The organism is Tepidimonas charontis, assembly GCF_007556685.1.
In the GTDB taxonomy this organism is placed as follows: domain Bacteria; phylum Pseudomonadota; class Gammaproteobacteria; order Burkholderiales; family Burkholderiaceae_C; genus Tepidimonas; species Tepidimonas charontis.
Window position 1 is genome coordinate 17687 of sequence record NZ_VJON01000026.1, and the last position, 20683, is coordinate 38369.

At 66.1% G+C, this 20683-nt stretch carries 19 protein-coding genes; 15 read left to right on the forward strand and 4 right to left on the reverse strand.

Translation table 11 applies throughout. The annotated features are described in order from the left end of the window. Positions 1 to 14 precede the first annotated feature (14 nt). Genes Tchar_RS08495 through Tchar_RS08530 form a run of 8 tightly spaced genes read left to right on the forward strand, consistent with a single transcriptional unit; the run spans position 15 to position 7477 of the window. Positions 15 to 650 (forward strand): NADH-quinone oxidoreductase subunit J, encoded by a 636-nt coding sequence (locus Tchar_RS08495; RefSeq protein WP_144328639.1) that lies wholly within the window; start codon positions 15 to 17, stop codon positions 648 to 650. Continuing rightward, on the forward strand, positions 647 to 967 hold the full coding sequence (gene nuoK, locus Tchar_RS08500; protein WP_144328640.1) for an NADH-quinone oxidoreductase subunit NuoK: 321 nt from the start codon (positions 647 to 649) through the stop codon (positions 965 to 967). Before Tchar_RS08495 ends, nuoK begins: the two co-directional genes overlap by 4 nt. A gap of 31 nt (positions 968 to 998) precedes the next feature. Continuing rightward, positions 999 to 3029: an NADH-quinone oxidoreductase subunit L gene (nuoL, locus tag Tchar_RS08505; RefSeq protein ID WP_236640401.1), complete on the forward strand. Its 2031-nt coding sequence runs from the start codon at positions 999 to 1001 to the stop codon at positions 3027 to 3029. Between the two features lie 13 nt (positions 3030 to 3042). Beyond that, on the forward strand, positions 3043 to 4518 hold the full coding sequence (locus Tchar_RS08510; protein ID WP_144328641.1) for an NADH-quinone oxidoreductase subunit M: 1476 nt from the start codon (positions 3043 to 3045) through the stop codon (positions 4516 to 4518). Positions 4519 to 4558: 40 nt separating this feature from the next. Further along, the gene (gene nuoN, locus Tchar_RS08515) at positions 4559 to 6046 is read left to right on the forward strand and encodes an NADH-quinone oxidoreductase subunit NuoN (protein WP_144328642.1); all 1488 of its coding nucleotides are present in this window, start codon (positions 4559 to 4561) and stop codon (positions 6044 to 6046) included. Positions 6047 to 6067: 21 nt separating this feature from the next. Beyond that, the gene (locus Tchar_RS08520; protein ID WP_144328643.1) at positions 6068 to 6367 is read left to right on the forward strand and encodes a DUF2818 family protein; all 300 of its coding nucleotides are present in this window, start codon (positions 6068 to 6070) and stop codon (positions 6365 to 6367) included. A gap of 19 nt (positions 6368 to 6386) precedes the next feature. Further along, on the forward strand, positions 6387 to 7028 hold the full coding sequence (locus Tchar_RS08525) for an NUDIX domain-containing protein (protein ID WP_144328644.1): 642 nt from the start codon (positions 6387 to 6389) through the stop codon (positions 7026 to 7028). Then, a complete protein-coding gene (locus Tchar_RS08530; protein WP_144328645.1) occupies positions 7025 to 7477 on the forward strand; it encodes a DUF1178 family protein in 453 nt (150 codons plus the stop codon). The genes Tchar_RS08525 and Tchar_RS08530 overlap by 4 nt, the downstream gene beginning before the upstream one ends. 39 nt (positions 7478 to 7516) lie before the next feature. Here the strand turns inward: Tchar_RS08530 and Tchar_RS08535 are convergent, their stop codons facing one another. Then, positions 7517 to 8821: a Glu/Leu/Phe/Val family dehydrogenase gene (locus Tchar_RS08535; RefSeq protein ID WP_144328646.1), complete on the reverse strand. Its 1305-nt coding sequence runs from the start codon at positions 8819 to 8821 to the stop codon at positions 7517 to 7519. A gap of 207 nt (positions 8822 to 9028) precedes the next feature. Between Tchar_RS08535 and Tchar_RS08540 the strand changes: the two genes are divergently transcribed. After that, positions 9029 to 9748: a CoA pyrophosphatase gene (locus Tchar_RS08540; protein WP_144328647.1), complete on the forward strand. Its 720-nt coding sequence runs from the start codon at positions 9029 to 9031 to the stop codon at positions 9746 to 9748. Then, a complete protein-coding gene (locus Tchar_RS08545; protein WP_144328648.1) occupies positions 9745 to 10671 on the forward strand; it encodes a CobD/CbiB family protein in 927 nt (308 codons plus the stop codon). Before Tchar_RS08540 ends, Tchar_RS08545 begins: the two co-directional genes overlap by 4 nt. A 5-nt stretch (positions 10672 to 10676) precedes the next feature. On the opposite strand, the gene rsgA is transcribed toward Tchar_RS08545, so the two are convergent. Continuing rightward, a complete protein-coding gene (rsgA, locus tag Tchar_RS08550) occupies positions 10677 to 11621 on the reverse strand; it encodes a ribosome small subunit-dependent GTPase A (protein ID WP_144328649.1) in 945 nt (314 codons plus the stop codon). After that, entirely contained in the window at positions 11618 to 12904 is a 1287-nt protein-coding gene (locus Tchar_RS08555) for a M48 family metallopeptidase (RefSeq protein WP_144328650.1), read from the reverse strand. The genes rsgA and Tchar_RS08555 overlap by 4 nt, the downstream gene beginning before the upstream one ends. A 94-nt stretch (positions 12905 to 12998) precedes the next feature. Here Tchar_RS08555 and orn point away from each other — a divergent pair, with 94 nt between their 5' ends. Continuing rightward, complete coding sequence (gene orn / locus Tchar_RS08560; RefSeq protein ID WP_144328651.1) at positions 12999 to 13601, forward strand: oligoribonuclease; 603 nt, start codon at positions 12999 to 13001, stop codon at positions 13599 to 13601. A 255-nt stretch (positions 13602 to 13856) separates the two neighbouring features. Continuing rightward, complete coding sequence (locus tag Tchar_RS08565; RefSeq protein WP_144328652.1) at positions 13857 to 15320, forward strand: DEAD/DEAH box helicase; 1464 nt, start codon at positions 13857 to 13859, stop codon at positions 15318 to 15320. A 123-nt stretch (positions 15321 to 15443) separates the two neighbouring features. Here Tchar_RS08565 and Tchar_RS08570 read toward each other — a convergent pair whose 3' ends face one another. Further along, positions 15444 to 16421: a GMP reductase gene (locus Tchar_RS08570; protein ID WP_144328653.1), complete on the reverse strand. Its 978-nt coding sequence runs from the start codon at positions 16419 to 16421 to the stop codon at positions 15444 to 15446. A gap of 321 nt (positions 16422 to 16742) precedes the next feature. Between Tchar_RS08570 and Tchar_RS08575 the strand changes: the two genes are divergently transcribed. The 3 genes from Tchar_RS08575 to Tchar_RS08585 form a co-directional block, all read left to right on the forward strand. Further along, on the forward strand, positions 16743 to 17612 hold the full coding sequence (locus tag Tchar_RS08575; protein ID WP_144328654.1) for a motility protein A: 870 nt from the start codon (positions 16743 to 16745) through the stop codon (positions 17610 to 17612). After that, positions 17609 to 18550: an OmpA family protein gene (locus Tchar_RS08580; RefSeq protein WP_201739336.1), complete on the forward strand. Its 942-nt coding sequence runs from the start codon at positions 17609 to 17611 to the stop codon at positions 18548 to 18550. Before Tchar_RS08575 ends, Tchar_RS08580 begins: the two co-directional genes overlap by 4 nt. Positions 18551 to 18571: 21 nt before the next feature. Continuing rightward, a partial coding sequence (locus Tchar_RS08585) for an ATP-dependent helicase (protein WP_144328655.1) occupies positions 18572 to 20683 on the forward strand: 2112 nt, incomplete at its 3' end.

Below are 20683 nucleotides of genomic sequence, written 5' to 3' on the forward strand. Positions count from 1 at the left end.
CGCACGAGCACATCATGGATTTCGTTGCAGCCTTTTTCTATTTCTTTTCGGCGGTGCTGTTGTTTGCCGGCGTGCGCGTCATCACGGCGCGCAATCCGGTGCATGCGGTGCTGTATCTGATGCTGGCTTTTTCGCAGGCAGCGGCGCTGTGGCTGCTGTTGAAGGCCGAGTTTTTGGGCATCGCGCTGGTGCTGGTGTATCTGGGCGCGGTGATGGTGCTGTTTTTGTTCGTCGTCATGATGCTCGACATCCATGTCGATGCCATGCGCGCGGGCTTTTGGAGGCATCTACCGCTGGCCTTGCTGCTGGGCGCATTGGTCAGCGTCGAGCTGATCGCCGTGCTGTGGGCGGGTTTCCCGACCGCGACCGCCGACGCCAACGTGGCCACGCGCGCCATGCACGCCAGCGACCACCGCAACACGTACGAACTGGGCCGCTTGTTGTACAGCGACTATCTGTATCCGATTCAGGTGGCCGCGGTGATCCTGCTGGTTGGCATGGTGGCCGCCATCGCGCTGACGCTGCGCGGACGCAAGGACACCAAGACGATCGACCCAGGGATCCAGGTGCGCGCCAAGGCGAGCGAGCGGCTGCAGGTGCTCAGCGTGCCGCCGGCCCGTGTGGCGGCGGCCAAGGAGGAGCAGGCATGAGTACGCTTGGGACCCTGGGGGTCGGTCACTTTCTGTCGGTGGGTGCGATCCTGTTTGCTTTGTCGGTGGTGGGCATCTTCCTCAACCGCAAAAACCTGATCGTGCTGCTGATGGCCATCGAGCTGATGCTGCTGGCCGTCAACATCAACTTCGTGGCGTTTGCGCACTACCTGGGTGATTTGCACGGACAGGTGTTCGTGTTCTTCATCCTGACGGTGGCGGCGGCCGAGTCGGCCATCGGGTTGGCGATCTTGGTGCTGCTGTTCCGCAACAAGTCATCGATCGATGTCCAGACGCTCGACACCCTGAAGGGCTGAGACGCACTTCGCATACCACGCGACCCCAACCATGACGACACTCTCCGCAAGCATGTTGTTGGCCGTGCCGCTGGCGCCCCTGGCGGGCGCGGCTGCCGCCGGCATCCTCGGTACCAAGCTGGGTGGCAACTGGATCGGCCGGCGCTGGTCGCACAGCCTCACCATCCTGGGCGTGTTGGTGTCCTTCATCCTGTCGGCCATCACGCTCAAGCGGGTTGCGCTCGATGGCGCCTATTTCGACCAAACCATCTACGAATGGATGGTTATCGGCGGCCTGAAGATGGAAATCGGCTTCCTGGTCGATGGCTTGACCGCGATGATGATGTGTGTGGTGACCTTCGTGTCGCTGATGGTGCACATCTATACCATCGGTTACATGGAAGATGACCCCGGTTACAACCGCTTCTTCGCCTACATCTCGCTGTTCACCTTTTCGATGCTCATGCTGGTCATGAGCAACAATCTGCTGCAGCTGTTCTTTGGCTGGGAGGCGGTCGGTCTGGTGTCGTATCTGCTGATCGGCTTCTGGTTCAACAAGCCAACGGCCATTTTTGCCAACATGAAGGCCTTCTTGGTCAACCGTGTCGGTGACTTCGGCTTCATTTTGGGCATCGGGCTGCTGGCGGCCTACACCGGTACGCTCAATTACAACGAAATTTTCGACAAGGCGCCAGAGCTGGCGGGCATCGAATTTCCCTGGTATGTGTTCGGCCAAGAGGCCATGCTGGTGACCGTCATCGGCGTGTGCCTGTTCATCGGCGCCATGGGCAAGAGCGCGCAGTTCCCGCTGCACGTGTGGCTGCCCGATTCGATGGAGGGCCCGACGCCGATTTCGGCGCTGATCCACGCCGCCACCATGGTGACCGCCGGCATTTTCATGGTCGCGCGCATGTCGCCGATCTATGAACTGTCGGATGCGGCGCTCAACTTCATTTTGGTCATCGGCGCCATCACCGCCTTGTTCATGGGGTTTCTGGGCATCATCCAGAACGACATCAAGCGCGTCGTCGCTTACTCGACGCTGTCGCAGCTGGGGTATATGACGGTGGCGCTGGGGGCCTCGGCCTATTCGGTGGCGGTGTTTCACCTGATGACGCACGCCTTTTTCAAGGCGTTGCTGTTCCTGGCGGCGGGCTCGGTCATCATTGGCATGCACCACAACCAGGATATCCGCTATATGGGTGCGGTGCGCAAATATATGCCGATCACCTGGATCACCTTTCTCTTGGGGACGCTGGCGCTGATCGGCACGCCGCTGTTTTCGGGGTTCTACTCCAAGGACGCCATCATCGAAGCGGTGCACTTCAGCAACCTGCCGGCGTCGGGGTTCGCGTACGTCGCGGTGCTGGCGGGCGTCTTCGTGACGGCGTTTTATTCGTTTCGCGTGTACTTCCTGGTCTTCCATGGCACCGAGCGCTACGACCAAAACCCGGACGCCCACCATGCGCACCACGGTGACCACGACGACCACGGTGAAGGCAAGCCACACGAGTCGCCGTGGGTGGTGACGGCGCCGTTGCTGGCGCTGGCGGTGCCGTCGGTGGTGATCGGCTACCTCACGATCGAGCCGATGTTGTTCGGCGATTTTCTGGCCGCCTCGATCGAGGTGCACGCCGACAAGCACCCGGCGATGGCCCGCTTCGCCGAGAACTTCCACGGACCGTTGGCAATGGCCTGGCACGCGTTGAGCACGCCGCCGCTGTACTTGGCCTTGGCCGGTGCACTGTCGGCTTGGTACTTGTATGTGGTGCGGCCCGAGTTGCCGGCACGCATCGCGCAGGTCCTGCGTCCCATCGTCGTGGTGCTGGAAAACAAGTACTACATGGACTGGATCAACGAACACATCATTGCGCGTGCGGCGCGCGCCATCGGTATCGGTCTATGGAAGGGGGGCGATCGCGGGGTCATCGAGGCCGGTATCGTCAACCTCAGCTGGAAAGTGGTGGGGGCCGTGGCGGGCCTGGTGCGGCGCGTGCAAACGGGCTATCTGTATCACTACGCCTTCGTGATGATTCTGGGCGTCCTGGCCTTGATGACGTACTTCGTCTGGCTCGCCAAATAAGGAGAACGACAGCATGGGTTTGTTGAGTCTGGCGATTTGGACGCCGATCGTCTTTGGCGCCGTGTTGTTGGCGCTGGGACGGGATGAGCACGCCAACGCCGTGCGCTGGATTGCCCTGGTGGGGGCGCTGCTGGGATTGGCGGTGACGGTGCCGCTGGTCACCGGTTTTGATACCAGCACGGCGGCCATGCAATTCGTCGAGCGCGCGCCGTGGATCGAGCGCTTCCAAGTCTTTTACCACCTGGGCATCGACGGTATCTCGCTGTGGCTGATCGTGTTGACCGCGTTCATCACGGTGGTCGTGGTCATCGCGGGCTGGGAGGTCATCACCGAGCGCGTCAACCAATACATGGGCGCGTTTTTGATTCTGTCCGGGCTGATGATCGGCGTCTTCGCCGCGCTCGACGCGATGCTGTTCTACATCTTCTTCGAGGCGACGCTGATCCCGATGTACATCATCATCGGTATTTGGGGTGGTCCGAACCGCATCTACGCGGCGTTCAAGTTCTTCCTGTACACGCTGCTGGGTTCGTTGCTGATGCTGGTGGCGTTGATCTACCTCTACAACGCCTCGGGCGGCAGCTTTGCGTTGGCCGACTGGCAGCGCTTGCCCTTGGGCGCGTCGGCGCAGACGGCCCTGTTCTTTGCCTTTCTGGCGGCGTTTGCGGTGAAGGTGCCGATGTGGCCGGTGCACACCTGGTTGCCCGACGTGCACGTGGAGGCCCCCACCGGAGGCTCGGCCGTGCTGGCGGCCATCATGCTCAAGCTGGGCGCCTATGGCTTTCTGCGCTTTTCGCTGCCGATTACGCCCGACGCCGCACACGAATGGGCGCCGCTGATGATCGCGCTGTCGCTGGTGGCGGTCATCTACGTCGGTCTGGTGGCGATGGTGCAGCAGGATATGAAGAAGCTGGTGGCGTATTCGTCGGTGGCGCACATGGGTTTCGTCACCTTGGGCTTCTTCGTTTTCAATGACCTGGGGCTGGCCGGCGGTATCGTGCAGATGCTGGCGCACGGCTTCGTGTCGGCGGCGATGTTCCTGTGTATCGGCGTGCTCTACGACCGCGTGCACTCGCGCGAAATCGCCGACTACGGCGGGGTGCTCAATACCATGCCAGCCTTTGGCGCCTTCGCCCTGCTGTTCGTCATGGCCAACGCCGGCTTGCCCGGCACCGCAGGCTTCGTCGGCGAGTGGATGGTCATTCTGGCTGCGGTCAAGGTCAATTTCTGGATCGGATTGCTGGCGGCGACGTCGCTGATTCTGGGCGCCGCATACTCGTTGTGGATGTTCAAGCGGGTCTATCTGGGTGCGCCGGTGCACGAGCACGTCAAGGCGCTCAAGGACATCAACGCCCGTGAGTTTCTCGTGCTGGCGCTGTTGGCACTGATGGTGCTGTATTTCGGCATTCACCCCAAGCCGTTCACTGACGCCATCGACCCCGCCGTGCAGCAGCTGCTCAAGCACGTGGCGGTGTCCAAGCTGGTGTGAGGCCCGTCGTCGCCCTTTTTACCGAGAAAGCGTTCGTCCCATGATTGATGCTGTCAGCTGGGCCACTGCCACTCCCGAGCTGTTGTTGCTCGGCATGGTTTGCGTGATCGCCCTGTTCGATTTGTTCGTCGAGACCCCGTTGCGCGCCGCGACGTTTCGCCTGACGCAGTTGACGCTGGCGGTGGTGGCCGTGCTCGAGGGCTATCTGGCGCTCAGTGGCCAGACCTTGGTCGGGTTTGGCGGCATGATCGTTGCCGACCCGTTGGCGGCCTGGCTCAAGTGCTTCGCCACCGTGGCGCTGATGGTGACGCTGGTCTATGCCCGCCCGTATGCAGCGGCGCGCGACATGCTGCGCGGCGGCGAGTTGTTCACGCTGTCGATGTTCGCCCTGCTGGGCATGTTCGTGATGATCTCGGGTCACCACTTCCTGGTGATCTACCTGGGGCTGGAGCTGCTGACGCTGTCGAGCTATGCCTTGGTGGCCCTGCGGCGTGACGATGCGCGCGCCACCGAGGCAGCGATGAAGTATTTCGTGCTGGGCGCGCTGGCCAGCGGCTTTTTGCTCTACGGCCTGTCGCTCATTTATGGCGCCACGGGGAGTCTGGCGGTGCGTGAGGTGGCTCAGGCCGCAGCGGTGGGGGTGCAGCAGCCGCTGGTGCTGACGCTCGGGGTGGTCTTCGTGGTGGCGGGCTTGGCGTTCAAGCTGGGGGTGGTGCCGTTTCACATGTGGGTGCCGGACGTCTATCACGGCGCGCCGACGGCCATCACGCTGCTCATCGGCGGCGCGCCCAAGCTGGCCGCGTTTGCCATCGTGGTGCGCTTGCTGGCGGAAAGCGTGCCCGCCCGAGCGGCGGACTGGCAGCAGATGTTGGCCGTCTTGGCGGTGGCATCGCTGTTGGTGGGCAACCTGGCGGCGGTGGCGCAAAGCAATTTGAAGCGCATGCTGGCCTTTTCCACCATTGCGCAGATGGGTTTCATGCTGCTGGCGCTGGTGGGTGGGGTGGTCGATGGCGACCGCAGCGGCATGGGCGATGCTTGGGGGGCGGCGATGTTTTACGTCGTCACCTATGTGTTGACGACGCTGGCCACCTTTGGGGTGATGTTGTTGCTGGCGCGTGAGGGTTTCGAGTCGGAAGAGATCGCCGACCTCGCGGGCTTGAATCAGCGCAGCCCGCTGGTCGCTGGGGTGATGGCGGCGTGCATGTTCTCGCTGGCCGGGGTGCCGCCGTTGGTGGGCTTCTATGCCAAGTTGGCGGTGTTGCAGGCGCTGCTGCAAGCCGGCGGCGGCCTCTATGTGGGCTTGGCGGTATTCGCGGTGCTGGCTTCGTTGGTGGGAGCCTTCTATTACCTGCGCGTGGTCAAGGTGATGTACTTCGACGCGCCGGCGCAGACGGCGGCGATCGCCGCGCCCACGGGCGTGCGGGCCGTGTTGTCGATCAACGGCGCATTGGTGCTGGCGCTCGGCCTCGGCCCGCTGCCAGGTGGCCTGATAACCCTGTGTGTGCAAGCGGTGCGTGCGGTTTTGTGAAGCGGGGTAGACTCTCGGCCCATGAGTCTGCAATCCGCCGTCTATGCCGTGATCGTGCTGGCGCTGATCGCTGCCAATCTGCCGTTCCTGAGCAACCGCTGGCTGCTGCTGTGGCCAGCTGGGGTACGGTCCAAGCCGCTGTGGGGGCGGCTGGCGGAGCTGGTGTTGTGGTATTTCATCGTCGGCGCGGTGGCGCTGGGGTTGGAGCAACACTTGGGCCAGCGCTATCCCCAAGGCTGGGAGTTTTATGCCATCACGGCGGCGATGTTCCTGACCTTTGCCTTCCCGGGCTTCGTTTTGCGTTATCTGCTGCGGCGTTGAATCGTTCGAGGCCGAAGCGATGTCCAACGCCACTTTGCTGCCTGAACGGCAGCCCCCCCATCTGACCGAGACGGCGTGCGAGCGCACGACCGTGTGGCGGGGCCATTTTCTGCAACTGCGGCGTGACCGTGTGCGTCTGCCCGACGGCCGCCAAGCCTGGCGCGAATACCTGCATCACCCCGGCGCGGTTATGATCATTCCGCTGCTCGATGACGGCCGCGTGGTGGTGGAGCGACAGTATCGCTACCCCGTGGCACAGGCGATGATCGAATTTCCGGCGGGCAAACGCGACGCTGGCGAAGCCGCCATCGTCTGCGCCGAGCGCGAACTGCGCGAGGAAACCGGCTACACCGCGCGCGAATGGGCGCGCGCCGGCGTCTTGCATCCGGCCATCGGCTATGCGGACGAGAGCATCGAGATCTGGTTTGCGCGCGGCTTGCAGGCTGGACCGCGCGCACTCGACGACGGCGAGCATCTGGATGTGTTGTGTGTGGAGGGGCAGGCCCTGCTGGACGCCGTGCGCGACGGCCGCGTGACCGACGGCAAGACGTTGGCGGGGCTGTTGTGGTGGGAACGCGTGCACAGCGGCCGTTGGTCCCTGGACTGGTGGCCGGCTCGACACTGGGCCACTGGCGCCGGTGCGCGGGAGCCGCGGCCATGAAGGTGTTGGACTTGTCGTGTGCGCAGGGCCATGTGTTCGAGGGCTGGTTCGGCAGCGAAGAGGACTACCTGCAGCAGCGCCGCGCCGGGCTGCTGGAGTGTCCCGTGTGCGGCGACCGCGCGGTGGACAAGCGTCTGAGTGCGCCGTATGTGCACACGGCGCGGGCCGCCTCGCCGGCCGCGCCCCCGGCGGCCAACGAGATGCCCCGATCGGTCCTCCCGCCTGAGCAGCAGGCGCGTCTGCTGCGGGCGCTGCGTGCGCTGGTGCGCGACAGCGAAGACGTCGGCGAACGCTTTGCCGACGAAGCACGCGCGATGCACCACGGCGAGATCCCGGCGCGCAGCATCCGCGGCCAGGCCACGCGCGAGCAGGCGCTGGCCTTGTTGGAGGAGGGGGTGCCGGTGCTGCCCCTGCCCGATACCCCGTTGCTCAAGGAGCCGCTGCAGTAGCCGATCGCGCCGGTGCTGCGCGCCGGCGCTCCCAGAGGCTCAGGGGTAGAGCCCGCGCAGATCGCGCGCGCGCAGGATGCGCTGACAGGCGACGATGAAGGTGGCCGTGCGCAGCGTCACCCGCTTTTCGTCGGCGACTTGCCAGACGCCGTCCAGCGCCCCCTTCATGATCGCCACCAGGCGCTGATTGATTTCTTCCTCGCTCCAGAAGAAGCTGGAGAAATCTTGCACCCATTCGAAGTAACTGACAGTCACGCCGCCGGCGTTGGCAATGACATCCGGCACCACCAGCACGCCCCGATCGGTCAGGATATCGTCGGCCTCGGGTGTGGTCGGGCCGTTGGCGCCCTCGATGATCAAACGCGCTTGAATGCGGTGCGCGTTGGCCCGCGTGATCTGTTGCTCCAGCGCGGCCGGGATGAGGATGTCGCAGGGGGTATCCCAGAACGCGTCGCGCGGCAGGGCTTGGCCATCGGCAAACCCCGCCACGGTGCCGTTCGCCTTGGCATGCGCCAGCAAGGCTGGGATATCCAAGCCGGCCTCACGGTACACGCAGCCGGCGTGGTCTTGCACCGCCACCACGCGCGCGCCGGCCTCGGCGAATAGCTTGGCGGCCACGCCTCCGACGTTACCAAATCCCTGCACAGCCACCCGCGCGCCGCTGAGCGCCAGCCCGATGCGGCGCGCCGCCTCGGCCCCCACGGTGAAGACGCCGCGTCCGGTGGCTTCGTGCCGACCGAGCGAGCCGCCCAGGCTGATCGGTTTGCCAGTGACGACACCGGTGGCGGTCTCACCGATATTCATCGAATAGGTGTCCATCATCCAAGCCATGATGCGCTCGTTGGTGTTGACGTCGGGCGCAGGAATGTCCTTGGTCGGGCCGATGATGAGACCGATTTCGCTGGTGTAGCGGCGCGTCAGGCGTTCCAACTCGCCCAGCGAGAGTTGCTTGGGATCGACGCGAATGCCGCCTTTGGCGCCGCCAAAAGGCACATTGACGGCGGCGTTTTTGATCGACATCCAGGCCGCCAGTGCCATCACTTCCGACAGTGTGACGTCTTGGTGAAAGCGCACGCCGCCTTTTCCCGGGCCGCGCGAGGTGTTGTGCTGGACGCGATAGCCCTCGAAGTGCGCCACGCGCCCGTCGTCCATTTGGATGGGAACGTCGACGATCAAGATACGCTTGGGCCGCTTGAGGGTTTCGACCCAGCGCGCCAGATCGCCCAGATAGGGCGTGACGCGCTCGACCTGCTGCAAAAAAATACCCCACGGGCCGAGGTGGTGTGCGTCTAGGTAGGAGGGCAGAGCGTGGGTGGCGCCGTGGCCAACGGGATGGGTGGTCATAGGTGAGATCGACCGTAGTTGAACATGACACGCAGCTTACGGCGCGCGGGGGCGGTTGTCCAACGCCGGCTGGGGATCGGGTGATGCACAACATGCATAACGTCGTGGCGCCTTCGCCTTGGATGATGATCGCCGAGTGGCTGGATGGCTTTGATCTGTACGCGCGTCGCCCGTGGGTGATGGCGCGCAGGCGAGCGAGAAGGCACAATGCCCGCTGTGAAGCCTGCTGCCTTGCCTGCCGTATTCGACCCGCGTCTGGTGCCGGTTTTGGCCCAAGACACCCATCTGCCCCCGGTCGCGGTGGATCGCTTTGGCGCCGATGATTGGCGCCGCTGGTTTGCCGCACCGCCGCCGTGGGAGCCTGAGTGGCGCGCCGAGCCACCCTGGACGGATGCGCCGCTGCGGCCGGCGGCCGTGTTGATGCCCATCGTGTGGCGGGCACGGCCCATGGTGCTGTTGACCGAACGCAGCGCGCACTTGCCGGCGCACGCAGCGCAGGTGGCGTTTCCCGGGGGCAAGCTGGATCCAGCGGATGCCGGCGATCCGGTGCGCTGTGCGCTGCGGGAGGCGGCCGAGGAAGTGGGGATGGTGCCGACGTGGGTGGAGCCGCTGGGCACGCTGCCCGTGTACCGCACCGGCTCCGGTTTCGAGATCACGCCCGTGGTGGGGCTGGTGCAGCCGCGTGGGCCGTGGCGCCCCAATCCGAACGAGGTGGCCGACGTATTCGAAGTGCCGCTGGCGTATTTGATGGACCCACGCACCCATCGCCACCACGAAGTGCAGTGGACGCAGGGCCGCCGACGCTGGCTGTCGATGCCGTATGACGACGGCGGGGTGCAGCGCTTCATCTGGGGCGCGACGGCGGCCATGCTGCGCAATTTGTACCGGTTTTTGTCGGCGGCGTCGGCCGCTATGATGCGCGCATGACGTTTTTTGCCGTCTTGTTTGCCCTGTTGCTCGATCAAGCCCGCCGTCCCGGACTCGAGGGGGCGCTGGCGGCGCCGGCGCAGGGGTGGGCCGACTGGGTGCAGCGCCAGCTCGATGCAGGACACAGTGTCCATGGCCTCTTGGTCTGGAGTTTGGCATGGGGCGCGCCTGTCCTGGGGGCGGCACTGGGGTACGCGCTGCTCGACCGGGCCAGCGGTTTGTTGGGTTTTGCGTGGACGCTGTTGGTGTTGTACCTGTTGCTGGGTTTTCGCCAGTTCAGCCATCCCTTTACGGCCATCCGCGCGGCCCTGGAGTCGGGCGACGAGACGCGCGCGCGCGCGCTGCTGGCCGACTGGCTGGGCACCACGGTGGTCGATTGGCCGCGCGAGGAGCTGCTGCGCCGCACGCTGGCGCAAGGCGTGCTGGCGGCACAACGTCACGTGTTCGGGGTGTTGGTGTGGTTCGTGGTGGGCGCGGCGCTGGGTCTTGGGCCGGCTGGCGCAGTGGCTTACCGTCAAGCAGCCTATCTGGCGCATCGCTGGGCCCAAACCGAGCGTGCCGTGTCGCCGGTCAGCGCCGCAGTGGCCACCTTGACGCAGCGGATGTGGTATTGGCTGGATGCCGCAGCGGCCCGGGTGACGGTGCTGGTCTTCGCGATGGTGGGGCATTTCGAGGAAGCCCTGGCGCGCTGGCGTCTGCACGCTGGCGCCTGGCACGAGTCCAGCGACACGCTGGTGCTGGCGGTGGCCGAGGGCGCGTTGCAAGTGCGCTTGCTGCCGCGCAGTGCCGACGATCCGCTGCGTGGCGCCGAACTGCGCGAGCCGCAGCTGGCCCACATGGCCAGCGCCGTCGGGCTGGTGTGGCGCGGTGTCATTCTGTGGCTGCTGGCACTGGCCATCGGGTTGCTGGCGCGTCTGTTCTGAGGTGCTCAGTAAGGCCGGGCGGCGCGCAACTCGTCGAACAGGCTCACGTAGAGTTGCCAGCGTCCCGGGGCGATCGGCCCGTTGGGGGCGATGGCGGCTCGAATGGCGCAATCCGGCTCCTGGCGATGGGTGCAGTTGTGAAAGCGGCACCGGCCCACGAACGGGGCCAGATCCGGCATCAGGGATGCCAGGCGCTCGGGCTCGATGTGGTGCAGACCGAACTCGTGAAAGCCGGGGGAGTCGATCAGGGCGCCGCGGCGCTGGGCATCCAGCCAATACCAGGTGCTGCGCGTGGTGGTGTGGCGGCCAGTGCCCAGCGCCTGCGAAATCGCTTGCGTCTGCACCCCGGCGGTGGGCACCAGCCGATTGATCAAGGTGCTTTTGCCGGTGCCAGAGGGGCCCATCACCAGGGTGACCCGCTTCCGCAGGTGGCTCAGCAGATCGGCCAGCGTGGCATCCTCGGGGCCGGCGTTGTGTAGTTGCAGTGGCAGCACCGTCTCGCCCATATCGCGGTAAGGCGCCAGCCGTGCCCAGGCACGCTCGAACGCGGGCTGGAGGTCGCGTTTGTTGAGCGCAACGAGGGCGGGCACCGCGGCAGCGCGCGCCGCAATCAGTGCGCGCGCCAGCTGCGCCTCTGAAAGCACCGGTTCGGCGGCGAGCAACACCAGCACTTGGTCGATATTGGCCGCCAGCATCTTGGTGCGCTGAGCGTCTTGGCGAAACAGCAGGTTGCGGCGTTCGTGGACGCGTTCGATGACGCCCTCGTCGCCGGCGGCCGACCAGTCGACGAGGTCGCCCACCACGGCGTCGAGCCGCTTGCCGCGTGGGTGGCAGCGCAGGCGCACGCCGGCGTCGGTCTCCAGCATCGCATGGCGCCCATAGGTGGCGACGATGCGGCCGCGGTGCAGCGCGTCGCCGGCGTGTGTGCGTGGTGCCGATGCGCGCTTCATGTCGGCGCTCCGGCCGCCTGCAGGCGCGCCAGCCGCTGCAGCGCTGGCGGATGCGAGTAGTAAAAGCGCGCGTACAGCGGATCCGGGGTGAGGGTGCTGGCGTTGTCACGATGCAGCATCAGCAAGGCGCGCGCCAAGGCAGCGGCGCTGCTGTGGCGGCTGGCAAAGGCATCGGCCGCGTATTCGTCGCGCCGTGACAGGGCGCTGAACAGGGGCGTCAGGATCAGCCCGCCCACTGGCGCGACGAGCATGAACAACACCAGCGCCAGTGCCGCGTTGCCGCCCGACAGTTGCGGCGTCACCCCCAGCCCGAAATAAAACCAGGGTTGCTGCGCCAGCCAGGCCAGCGTGGCCAGCGCCACGGCGCTGATCAGTGCCAGGCCCGCGAGTCGGCGCGGAATGTGGCGCAGGCGCGCGTGGCCCAGCTCATGCGCCAGCACCGCTTCGATTTCATCCGGCCCCAGGCGCTGCAACAGGGTGTCGAACAGCACCACGCGTTTGCTGGGCCCGATGCCGGTGAAGTAGGCGTTGGCGTGGCTGCTGCGCCGACTGCCGTCGGCCACGTACACCCCCTCGGCACGAAAGCCGCAGCGCTGCAGCAAGGCTTGGACGCGATCGAGCAGGGGGGCGTCGCGCAGCGGCTCGAAGCGGTTGAACAGCGGCGCGATGAAACGCGGGTAGGCCAGCATGAGCCCGCCCTGAAACGCCATCCACAGCGCCCACACCCACAGCCACCACAGGTGGCCGCCATGCTCCATCAGCCACAGCACGGCCAGCAACAGTGGCAGGCCGAGCAGTGCCGCCACGGCCGCGCCTTTGAGCCCGTCGCCGACCCACTGTGCCAGCGTGCTGCGGTTGAAGCCATGGCGCTGCTCGACGCCAAAGACGCGCCACCACGCCAGCGGCAGCTGCAGCAGCGCGCCGATGACCAAAAACGCCGCCACCAGTGCGGTTTGCTGCAGCAGTCCCTCGCCAAGCCAGGCCCGCAGCGCGCGGTCCAAGGCGTCGAGCCCGCCCAGCAGCGTCCAGCCGATGGTGATCGCGGTGCCGGCGCTGGCCTCGATCAGGCCCAGGCGCGCCTTGTCCAGGGTGTAGCGCGCCGCCTGCTGATGTTGCGCGGGGTCCACGTGGCCGACGAAGGGCGCTGGCACCTGCGTCGCGTGCTGCGCGACGTAGCGCATGTGGCGCAGCAGCAAGGCACTGCGCAGCACCAGGGCCAGCAGCAACCCGGCTGCGAAGACGAACGACCACAGGAGGTCGGCAGGCAAAGCGCTGATCGACATGGGCCACAGTCTAGCGAAAGCCGCGCGCTGCCGTCTTGTGCCACGACGGGATGCGTCCGCTGCGCCGCGGCCGACCTCGGCGACAATTACGTCCATGACGACGCCCAATACCCTGCCCGAGCCGCTGTCGGCCGAAGCGCTGACCCTGCCCAAGAGTGACCTCAACCTGGTGTGGATCGACTGCGAGATGTCGGGGCTCGACCCCGAGCGCGACCGCCTGCTGGAAGTGGCGGTGGTGATCACCGGCCCCCATCTGCACCCGCGCGTGGAGGGCCCGGTGCTCGTGATCCATCAAGACGACGCCGTGCTGGATGCGATGGACGCCTGGAACAAAGGTACCCATGGCCGCAGCGGCCTGACCGACAAAGTGCGCGCCAGCACGCTCAGCGAGGCCGACGCCGAGCAGCAGTTGCTCGACTTCATTGCCCGTTACGTGCCCAAAGGCGTCTCGCCGATGTGTGGCAACAGCGTCGGGCAGGATCGGCGCTTTTTGGTGCGCTACATGCCGCGCCTGGAGGCCTATTTCCACTACCGCAACCTGGACGTCAGCACGCTCAAGGAATTGGCCAAGCGCTGGCGCCCGGAGGTCTACAACGCCTTCAAGAAGCAGCAGCGCCACACCGCGCTGGCCGATGTGCACGAATCGATCGACGAGCTGGCGCACTACCGGGCGCACTTTCTGCGCCTGGCCGACTGACCGCCCGGATGCCCGTCACCCGAGCGCGGCCACGGCTGGGCGCGGGGGCACTGCACGGGCACGGCCGCCGTGCGCCGCTGGTGTCGTCTTGGGCCCCGACACGGCGCAGGGACGCGCCAGCGCCCGATTTGTGGAATAATGTCGACTGCCTTTCGCTGAAAGGCAATCATTTATTGCATCTGCTACTTGCCGGTTCCGTTTCAGGTTCGTGTCGTTGGTGGTCGATGTGATGTCAACCTCCAACGAAGGACCGTTATGAACGCGACACCGAACGCGGCCGCTGGCCGCTCCCATGCCTTTGCCTCTTTGGGTCTGCACGACGCCTTGCTGCGCGCCGTGGCCGAGCTGGGCTTTACCGAGCCTACCCCCGTCCAACAAGCGGCCATCCCGGCGGCGCTGGCGCGCCCCGGTGCGGGCGCCGATCTGATGGTCTCCAGCCGCACCGGCAGCGGCAAGACGGCAGCCTACCTACTGCCGGTGCTCGATGCCCTCATCCCCTTGCTCAGCGCGACCGACCATCCTGCGCGGGGCGGAAGGACCGGCGCAGCGCGTGGACGTTTCGCGCCTGCGGCGCCGCTGGCGCTGGTGCTGTGCCCGACGCGCGAGCTGGCCCAACAGGTGGCGCGTGATGCGATCGACCTGGCGCGCTACGTGCGCGGGCTGCGTATTGCGACCGTGGTGGGCGGCATGCCCTACGGACTGCAACTGCAGCGTTTGCAGGGGGCGCAACTGGTGGTGGCCACACCCGGCCGGTTGTTGGACTTGCAGCGCAGTGGGCACGTACGGCTGGATGCCGTGCGCCATGCGGTGCTGGATGAGGCCGACCGCATGCTCGACCTTGGATTTGCCGAGGATTTGGCCGACATCCACGCCCTGACCGTCGCGCGCCAGCAAACGCTGATGTTCAGCGCCACGTTTGCGCCGCGCGTGCAGGCGCTGGCCGAGCGCATCATGCGCACGCCGCAGCGCATGGCGTTGCAGACCGCGCAAGATGCCCACACCCACATCGAACAGCGCCTGTACTGGTGTGACAGCCCGGCGCACAAACGCCAGTTGCTCGATCACTGGCTGCGCGACGAGGGCATCGAGCAGGCCATCGTGTTTGCCAGCACGCAGATCGAGTGCGACGAGCTGGCGCAGGATTTGCAGCAGGCCGGCTTTGCCGCCGTGGCGCTGCACGGCGCGCTCAGCCAAGGGCTGCGCAACCGCCGGCTGCAGGCCTTACGGCAAGGACAGGTGCAAATTCTGGTGGCCACCGACGTGGCCGCGCGCGGCATCGATGTGCCTACGATCACCCACGTGTTCAACTACGGCTTGCCGATGAAGGCCGAAGATTACGTGCACCGCATCGGCCGCACGGGCCGCGCGGGCCGACGCGGCTTGGCGGTGACGATGGCCGAGGCGCGCGACCGCCGTCGCATCGGCGCTATCGAGGCGATGAGTCGGCAGCCGATTCCGGCGGCTACCATCGAAGGGCTCGAGCCGAAGCGCGTATTCGTCGGCGACGATCGCGCACGCCGTGGGGCGCCCGGTGCGCGCCGCGGCGAGGGCTGGCGGCCCCGCGGCCCCGCGGGCGCATCGCGCCGGGAGGGGAGTGTGCGCCGCGAAGGCGGCTGGCGAACCGAAGGCGCCGCGCGCTCACCGCGCCCTTCGCATGAAGGGGGTGTGGGGTACGCGCCCGCGCGTCGCGGCGGCGAGCGGCCTCGCGCAGCCCGCTGATCGCTGATCGCTGATCGCTGATCGCTGATCGCGCGACGGGCGGCGCGTCGGCACCACGAGGGCCGATTCCGCCGTCTTGCCGCCGGCTCGGCACCGAAGTGCCGACACCTGTGAGGGGTGGCGCTACATCAGAAGGTGCTCGCCCGCGTTGTCGCGTCCGACGATCACATAGTTGACGCGGCGGATGTCGAACAGCGTGCGGCCGCCGGCGTAGCTGATCGAGCTTTGCAAATCCTCCTGCATCTCGCGCAGCGTGTCGGCCAGCCGTCCTTTGATCGGCTCCAGGATGCGCTTGCCTTCGACGTGGCGATACTCGCCCTTGTTGAAATCGCTGGCCGAGCCGTAGTACTCTTTGTACAAGCGGCCATCGACTTCCACCGTTTGGCCAGGAGACTCCTCGTGCCCGGCGAATAGTGAGCCGATCATCACCATCGTGGCGCCGAAGCGAATGCTCTTGGCGATATCGCCGTGTTCGCGAATGCCGCCATCGGCGATGATGGGCTTGCTGGCCACCCGCGCGCACCATTTCAGCGCCGACAATTGCCAGCCGCCGGTGCCGAAGCCGGTTTTGAGGCGGGTGATGCACACTTTGCCGGGGCCAATGCCGACCTTGGTCGCATCCGCCCCCCACTGTTCCAGGTCGATGACGGCCTCGGGCGTGCCGATGTTGCCGGCGATGACGAAGCTGCCGGGCAGTTGCTCCTTGAGGTGGGCGAGCATGCGCTGCACGCTGTCGGCGTGACCGTGCGCGATGTCGATGGTGATGTACTCCGGTGTCAGACCGATTGCGCGCAGGCGCGCCACAGTGGCGTAGTCGGCCGGCTTGACGCCCAGCGAGATCGACACGTACAGGCCGCGCTCGCGCATGCGCTGCGCGAAGGCCACGCTGTCGAAGTCGAAGCGGTGCATGACGTAGAAGTAGTCGTTTTGCGCCAGCCAAGTCGCGATCGACTCGTCGATGACGGTTTTCATGTTGGCCGGCACCACCGGCAGCCGAAAGCGCCGGGGGCCGAGTGCGACGCTGGTGTCGCACTCGCTGCGGCTGTCGACGCGGCACTTGCGCGGCAACAGCACGATATGGTCGTAGTCGAAAATTTCCATGTCGCCAGGCTCCAATCCGAAACGGCAGATATCCGCCGGGCGGCGCGCGCATGCGCCGCAAGATGCGCCCGCGCGGCCCCCAGACGGGGCGGGGCGCTTGGCCTGACGCCGGCCACAAAAAACCGGACGCCAAAAACGTGGGCCCGGTGACCAATTCTATGCCAAGCGCGCCGTGTCGCGCCGTCTGGCGCGCGCAGCCGCACGTGCTGTTGCCAACCACGCGATGTGAGGCACAATCAGGGCGCTTGGCTCGCTGGGTCGTCACGCGTGTGTCGCCGACACGCGCACGACGGCGGCGTGGCCCCTACGGAGCCTGTGCGCATGAATCCCTCCACCCTGATCGGCATGATCGCCAGCGTGCTGCTGCTGGGGGTGCTCATTTTTTTTGCTGCTGACGATCCCTGGCTGTTCATCGACTTGCCCGGACTGGGCATCGTCTTGGTGGGCACGATGGCGGCCACGTTTTTGAGCTACCCGATGGGCGAGGTGCTGCGGGTGTTCAAGCTCATCGGCACCGTGATGCGCAACGAGCGCCTGTACACCCAGCGCGATATCGAGGAACTGGTGGACATCTCGCGCTTGTGGATGCGCGACGACCCGGTGGCGGTGGAGCGTGCCTTGCCACGCATCGCCAACCCCTTTCTGCGCACCGGGGTGCAGCTCGTCATCGACCGCATCCCCGAGGAAGATATTCTGGACCTGTTGCAATGGCGCATTTCGCGCATGAAAGCCAAGGAAGCGGCAGAGGCGCAGCTGTTTCGCGTCATGGCCAACTATGCGCCCGCGTTTGGCATGATCGGCACGCTGGTGGGCTTGATCAACCTGATGGATGTGGTGGCCAGTGGCGACCTGGTCGTCATCGGTCGGCATCTGGCGGTGGCGCTGATGACAACGTTCTACGGGATTTTGTTGGCCAATCTGATCTTCAAGCCGGTGGCGGTGAAGCTGGAGCGCCGCACCGAGCAGCGCATCGTCTTGATGAATATGGTGCTGCAGGGCATCTCGATGATGTGTGCGCGGCGCAGTCCCTCGCTGATGCGCGAGACCTTGAAATCCTTCGTCGCCTACCACGAAGACGAGATCCACGACGGCGGGCAGCGCCCAAGCCGTGCTGTCGGCACCAGCCGCGCTCCTGTGAAATCCTCGCAGCCGGTGCGCGATGACGGCACGGCAGCGGAGCGGCGTCCGTGAACGAGCAGCAGCTGCACCAAGCGCTGCAGCGTGCGCTGCAGGCGGCGCGTGCGGCCCGTGGCGACGCCGCGGCAGCCGATACGCTTGCCCGCGCGGGCGGCCAAAGTCTGCCCGGCGGGCCCAGTGATTCTGCTGGCGCGGCCGCGCGCCCGTTGCCACTGCAGCGGGGACGATTCTCGCGCTGGCACGCCGACCCCGACCCTCCGCAAGAGGAAGAAGGCTGGCTCATCACCTATTTGGACGTGATGACCTTGCTGTTGGTGATGCTGGTGGTGATGCTGGCGTTTTCCGAACCGATCAGCCGCAAGCCACCGCTGGGTCGCCCACAGGCGCAAGGGCAGGTCAGCGCGTCAGCGGGGCAGCCGCTGCCAGGGGGTGGCGGCAGCGTGGTACCCCCCATTGGCCTGCCGGCGCCGTCACCCGGGCCCGGTGCGCATCCCGTCGAGCGCCGCGCGGACGACGCCGCGCCGCTGCCGGGGCAACCCGCTGCCGACGCGTCTTCGGCGGCGACGCCGCCCCTGGGCGAGTTGGGCGACGATATCCAGATCCTGCGTCGTGACGACGGTGTGAGCTTTCGCATCCCATCGGAGGTCTTGTTTGCCTCTGGTGAAGCGGAGTTGACACCCGCTGGCCGCGCCGTCATCGATCGCTTGCTGCCCGCCTTCAACCAAGCGCCCGACTTCACCATCTCGGTGGAGGGGCACACCGACAACGTACCGATTGCCACGGCGCGCTTCCCCTCCAACTGGGAGCTGTCGGCGGCGCGCGCGGGCAGCGTGGTGCGCCACCTGGAGGCGCGCGGCTTGAACCCCACCCGGCTGCGCGCCACCGGTTATGCCGATACCCGCCCCATCGCGCCCAATGACACCCCGCAGAACCGGGCGCTGAACCGGCGGGTGGACATCACGCTGGAGCCGCCGCTGCGCCCGGTGCGCTGAAGCGCTGCCTACAATGCCGGTATGTTCGATGCCTCGTCTGCGGCGCCCCCGTCCCCGGCGCCAGGTTCCCCTGATCATCCGTTACTGCGCACCCTCAACCCCGAGCAGCGCGCCGCCGTGACCTTGCCGGCGGTTTCGGCACTGGTCTTGGCGGGGGCAGGATCGGGTAAGACGCGCGTGCTGACCACCCGCATCGCTTGGTTGCTCGCCACCGCTCAAGCCACCCCAGCGTCGATTCTGGCGGTGACCTTCACCAACAAGGCAGCGCGCGAGATGCTGGCGCGCCTGTCGGCGCTGCTGCCGTTGAACGTGCGTGGCATGTGGGTTGGCACCTTTCATGGGCTGTGCCACCGCATGCTGCGCGCGCATCACCAGGTGCTGGGTCTGCCAGCCACGTTCCAAATCCTGGACGTGCAAGATCAGCTCAGCGCCATCAAGCGGCTGCTCAAGAGCCTGCAAGTGGATGAGGAGCAGGTCAAGCCCAAAGAGCTGCAATGGTTCATCGCCAACGCCAAGGAAGAAGGACTGCGCCCGCACGACCTGGGGGCGCGCGACGAGGAGCAGCGCCGGCGCGTCGAGCTCTACGCCGCCTACGAAGCTCAGTGTCAACGCGAAGGGGTGGTGGATTTTGGCGAGCTGCTGCTGCGCGCGTACGAGCTGCTGCGCGATCACGAGCCCATCCGCACGCACTACCAGCGGCGCTTCCGGCACATTTTGGTGGATGAGTTTCAAGACACCAACCGCCTGCAATATGCGTGGCTGAAATTGCTGGCTGGGCGTGAAGAGGACGGACGCTTCGTGCCCGCGGGCAACGCGGTGCTGGCGGTGGGCGACGACGATCAAAGCATCTACGCCTTTCGCGGCGCACGCGTGGGCAATATGCGCGACTTCGTGCGCGAATTCGGCATCGCGGCGCCCATCAAGCTGGAGCGCAACTACCGCAGCGTGGGCCACATCCTGCATGCCGCCAATCGTCTCATCGAGCACAATCGGCAGCGCCTGGGCAAAAACCTGCGCACCGAGCAGGGTGAGGGCGACCCCGTGCGCGTCATCGAATTGCCCAGCGACCACGAAGAGGCTCAATGGGTGGTGGAGGAGATCCGCCAACTCACGCGTGAGGAGGGCATCGCGCCGCACGAAATCGCCCTGCTGTACCGCAGCAATGCACAAAGCCGCGCCCTCGAAGGCGCCTTGTTCAACGCCGGTATTCCGTATCGCGTCTACGGCGGCTTGCGCTTTTTCGAGCGTGCCGAGATCAAGCACGCGCTGGCGTATCTGCGTTTGTTGGAAAACCCGCACGATGACAACAGCTTTTTGCGGGTGGTCAATTTTCCCCCGCGGGGCATCGGGGCGCGGACCCTGGAGCAGTTGCAACAGGCGGCGCATGAGCTGGGCTGCTCCCTGCACGACGCGGTGACTGCCGTCGGTGGCAAGGGTGGTGCCCACCTGGTGGCCTTCGTGGCCCGGCTGGACGTGATGCGCGAGCGCGCCGTAGGGCGGCCGCTGCGCGAAATCATCGAGGGCGTGCTGGCCGACAGTGGCCTGATCGATCACTACCGCGCCGACCGCGACGGCGCCGAGCGGCTGGAAAACCTGGCCGAACTGGTCAATGCCGCCGAAAGTTTCGTGATGCAGGAGGGATGGGGACGCGACGCGGTGGCACTGCGCGCCGACGTCGAGGATGCTCCCGCGGTGCAGGCCGACACCGGCGAGACGGTTTCCCCCTTGGCGGCTTTTTTGACCCATGCCGCGCTGGAAGCAGGCGAGCATCAGGCCCAGGCGGGGCAAGCGGCGGTGCAGCTGATGACGGTACATGCCGCCAAGGGGCTGGAGTTCGACGCCGTCTTCATCACCGGGCTGGAGGAAGGTTTGTTTCCCCACGAAAACAGCCTCAGCGCCCTCGATGGACTGGAAGAGGAGCGGCGCTTGATGTACGTGGCCATTACCCGTGCGCGGCGGCGGCTGTACCTGACGCACGCGCAAACCCGGCTGCTGCATGGGCAGACGCGCTACCACGTGCCGAGCCGGTTTCTCGACGAACTGCCGGCCGAGAGTTTGCAGTGGTTGAGCCCGCCGCGCACGGGTAATGGCCACGTACATCAAGCGCCGCTCCTCTTCCAGTCCATCGAGGGC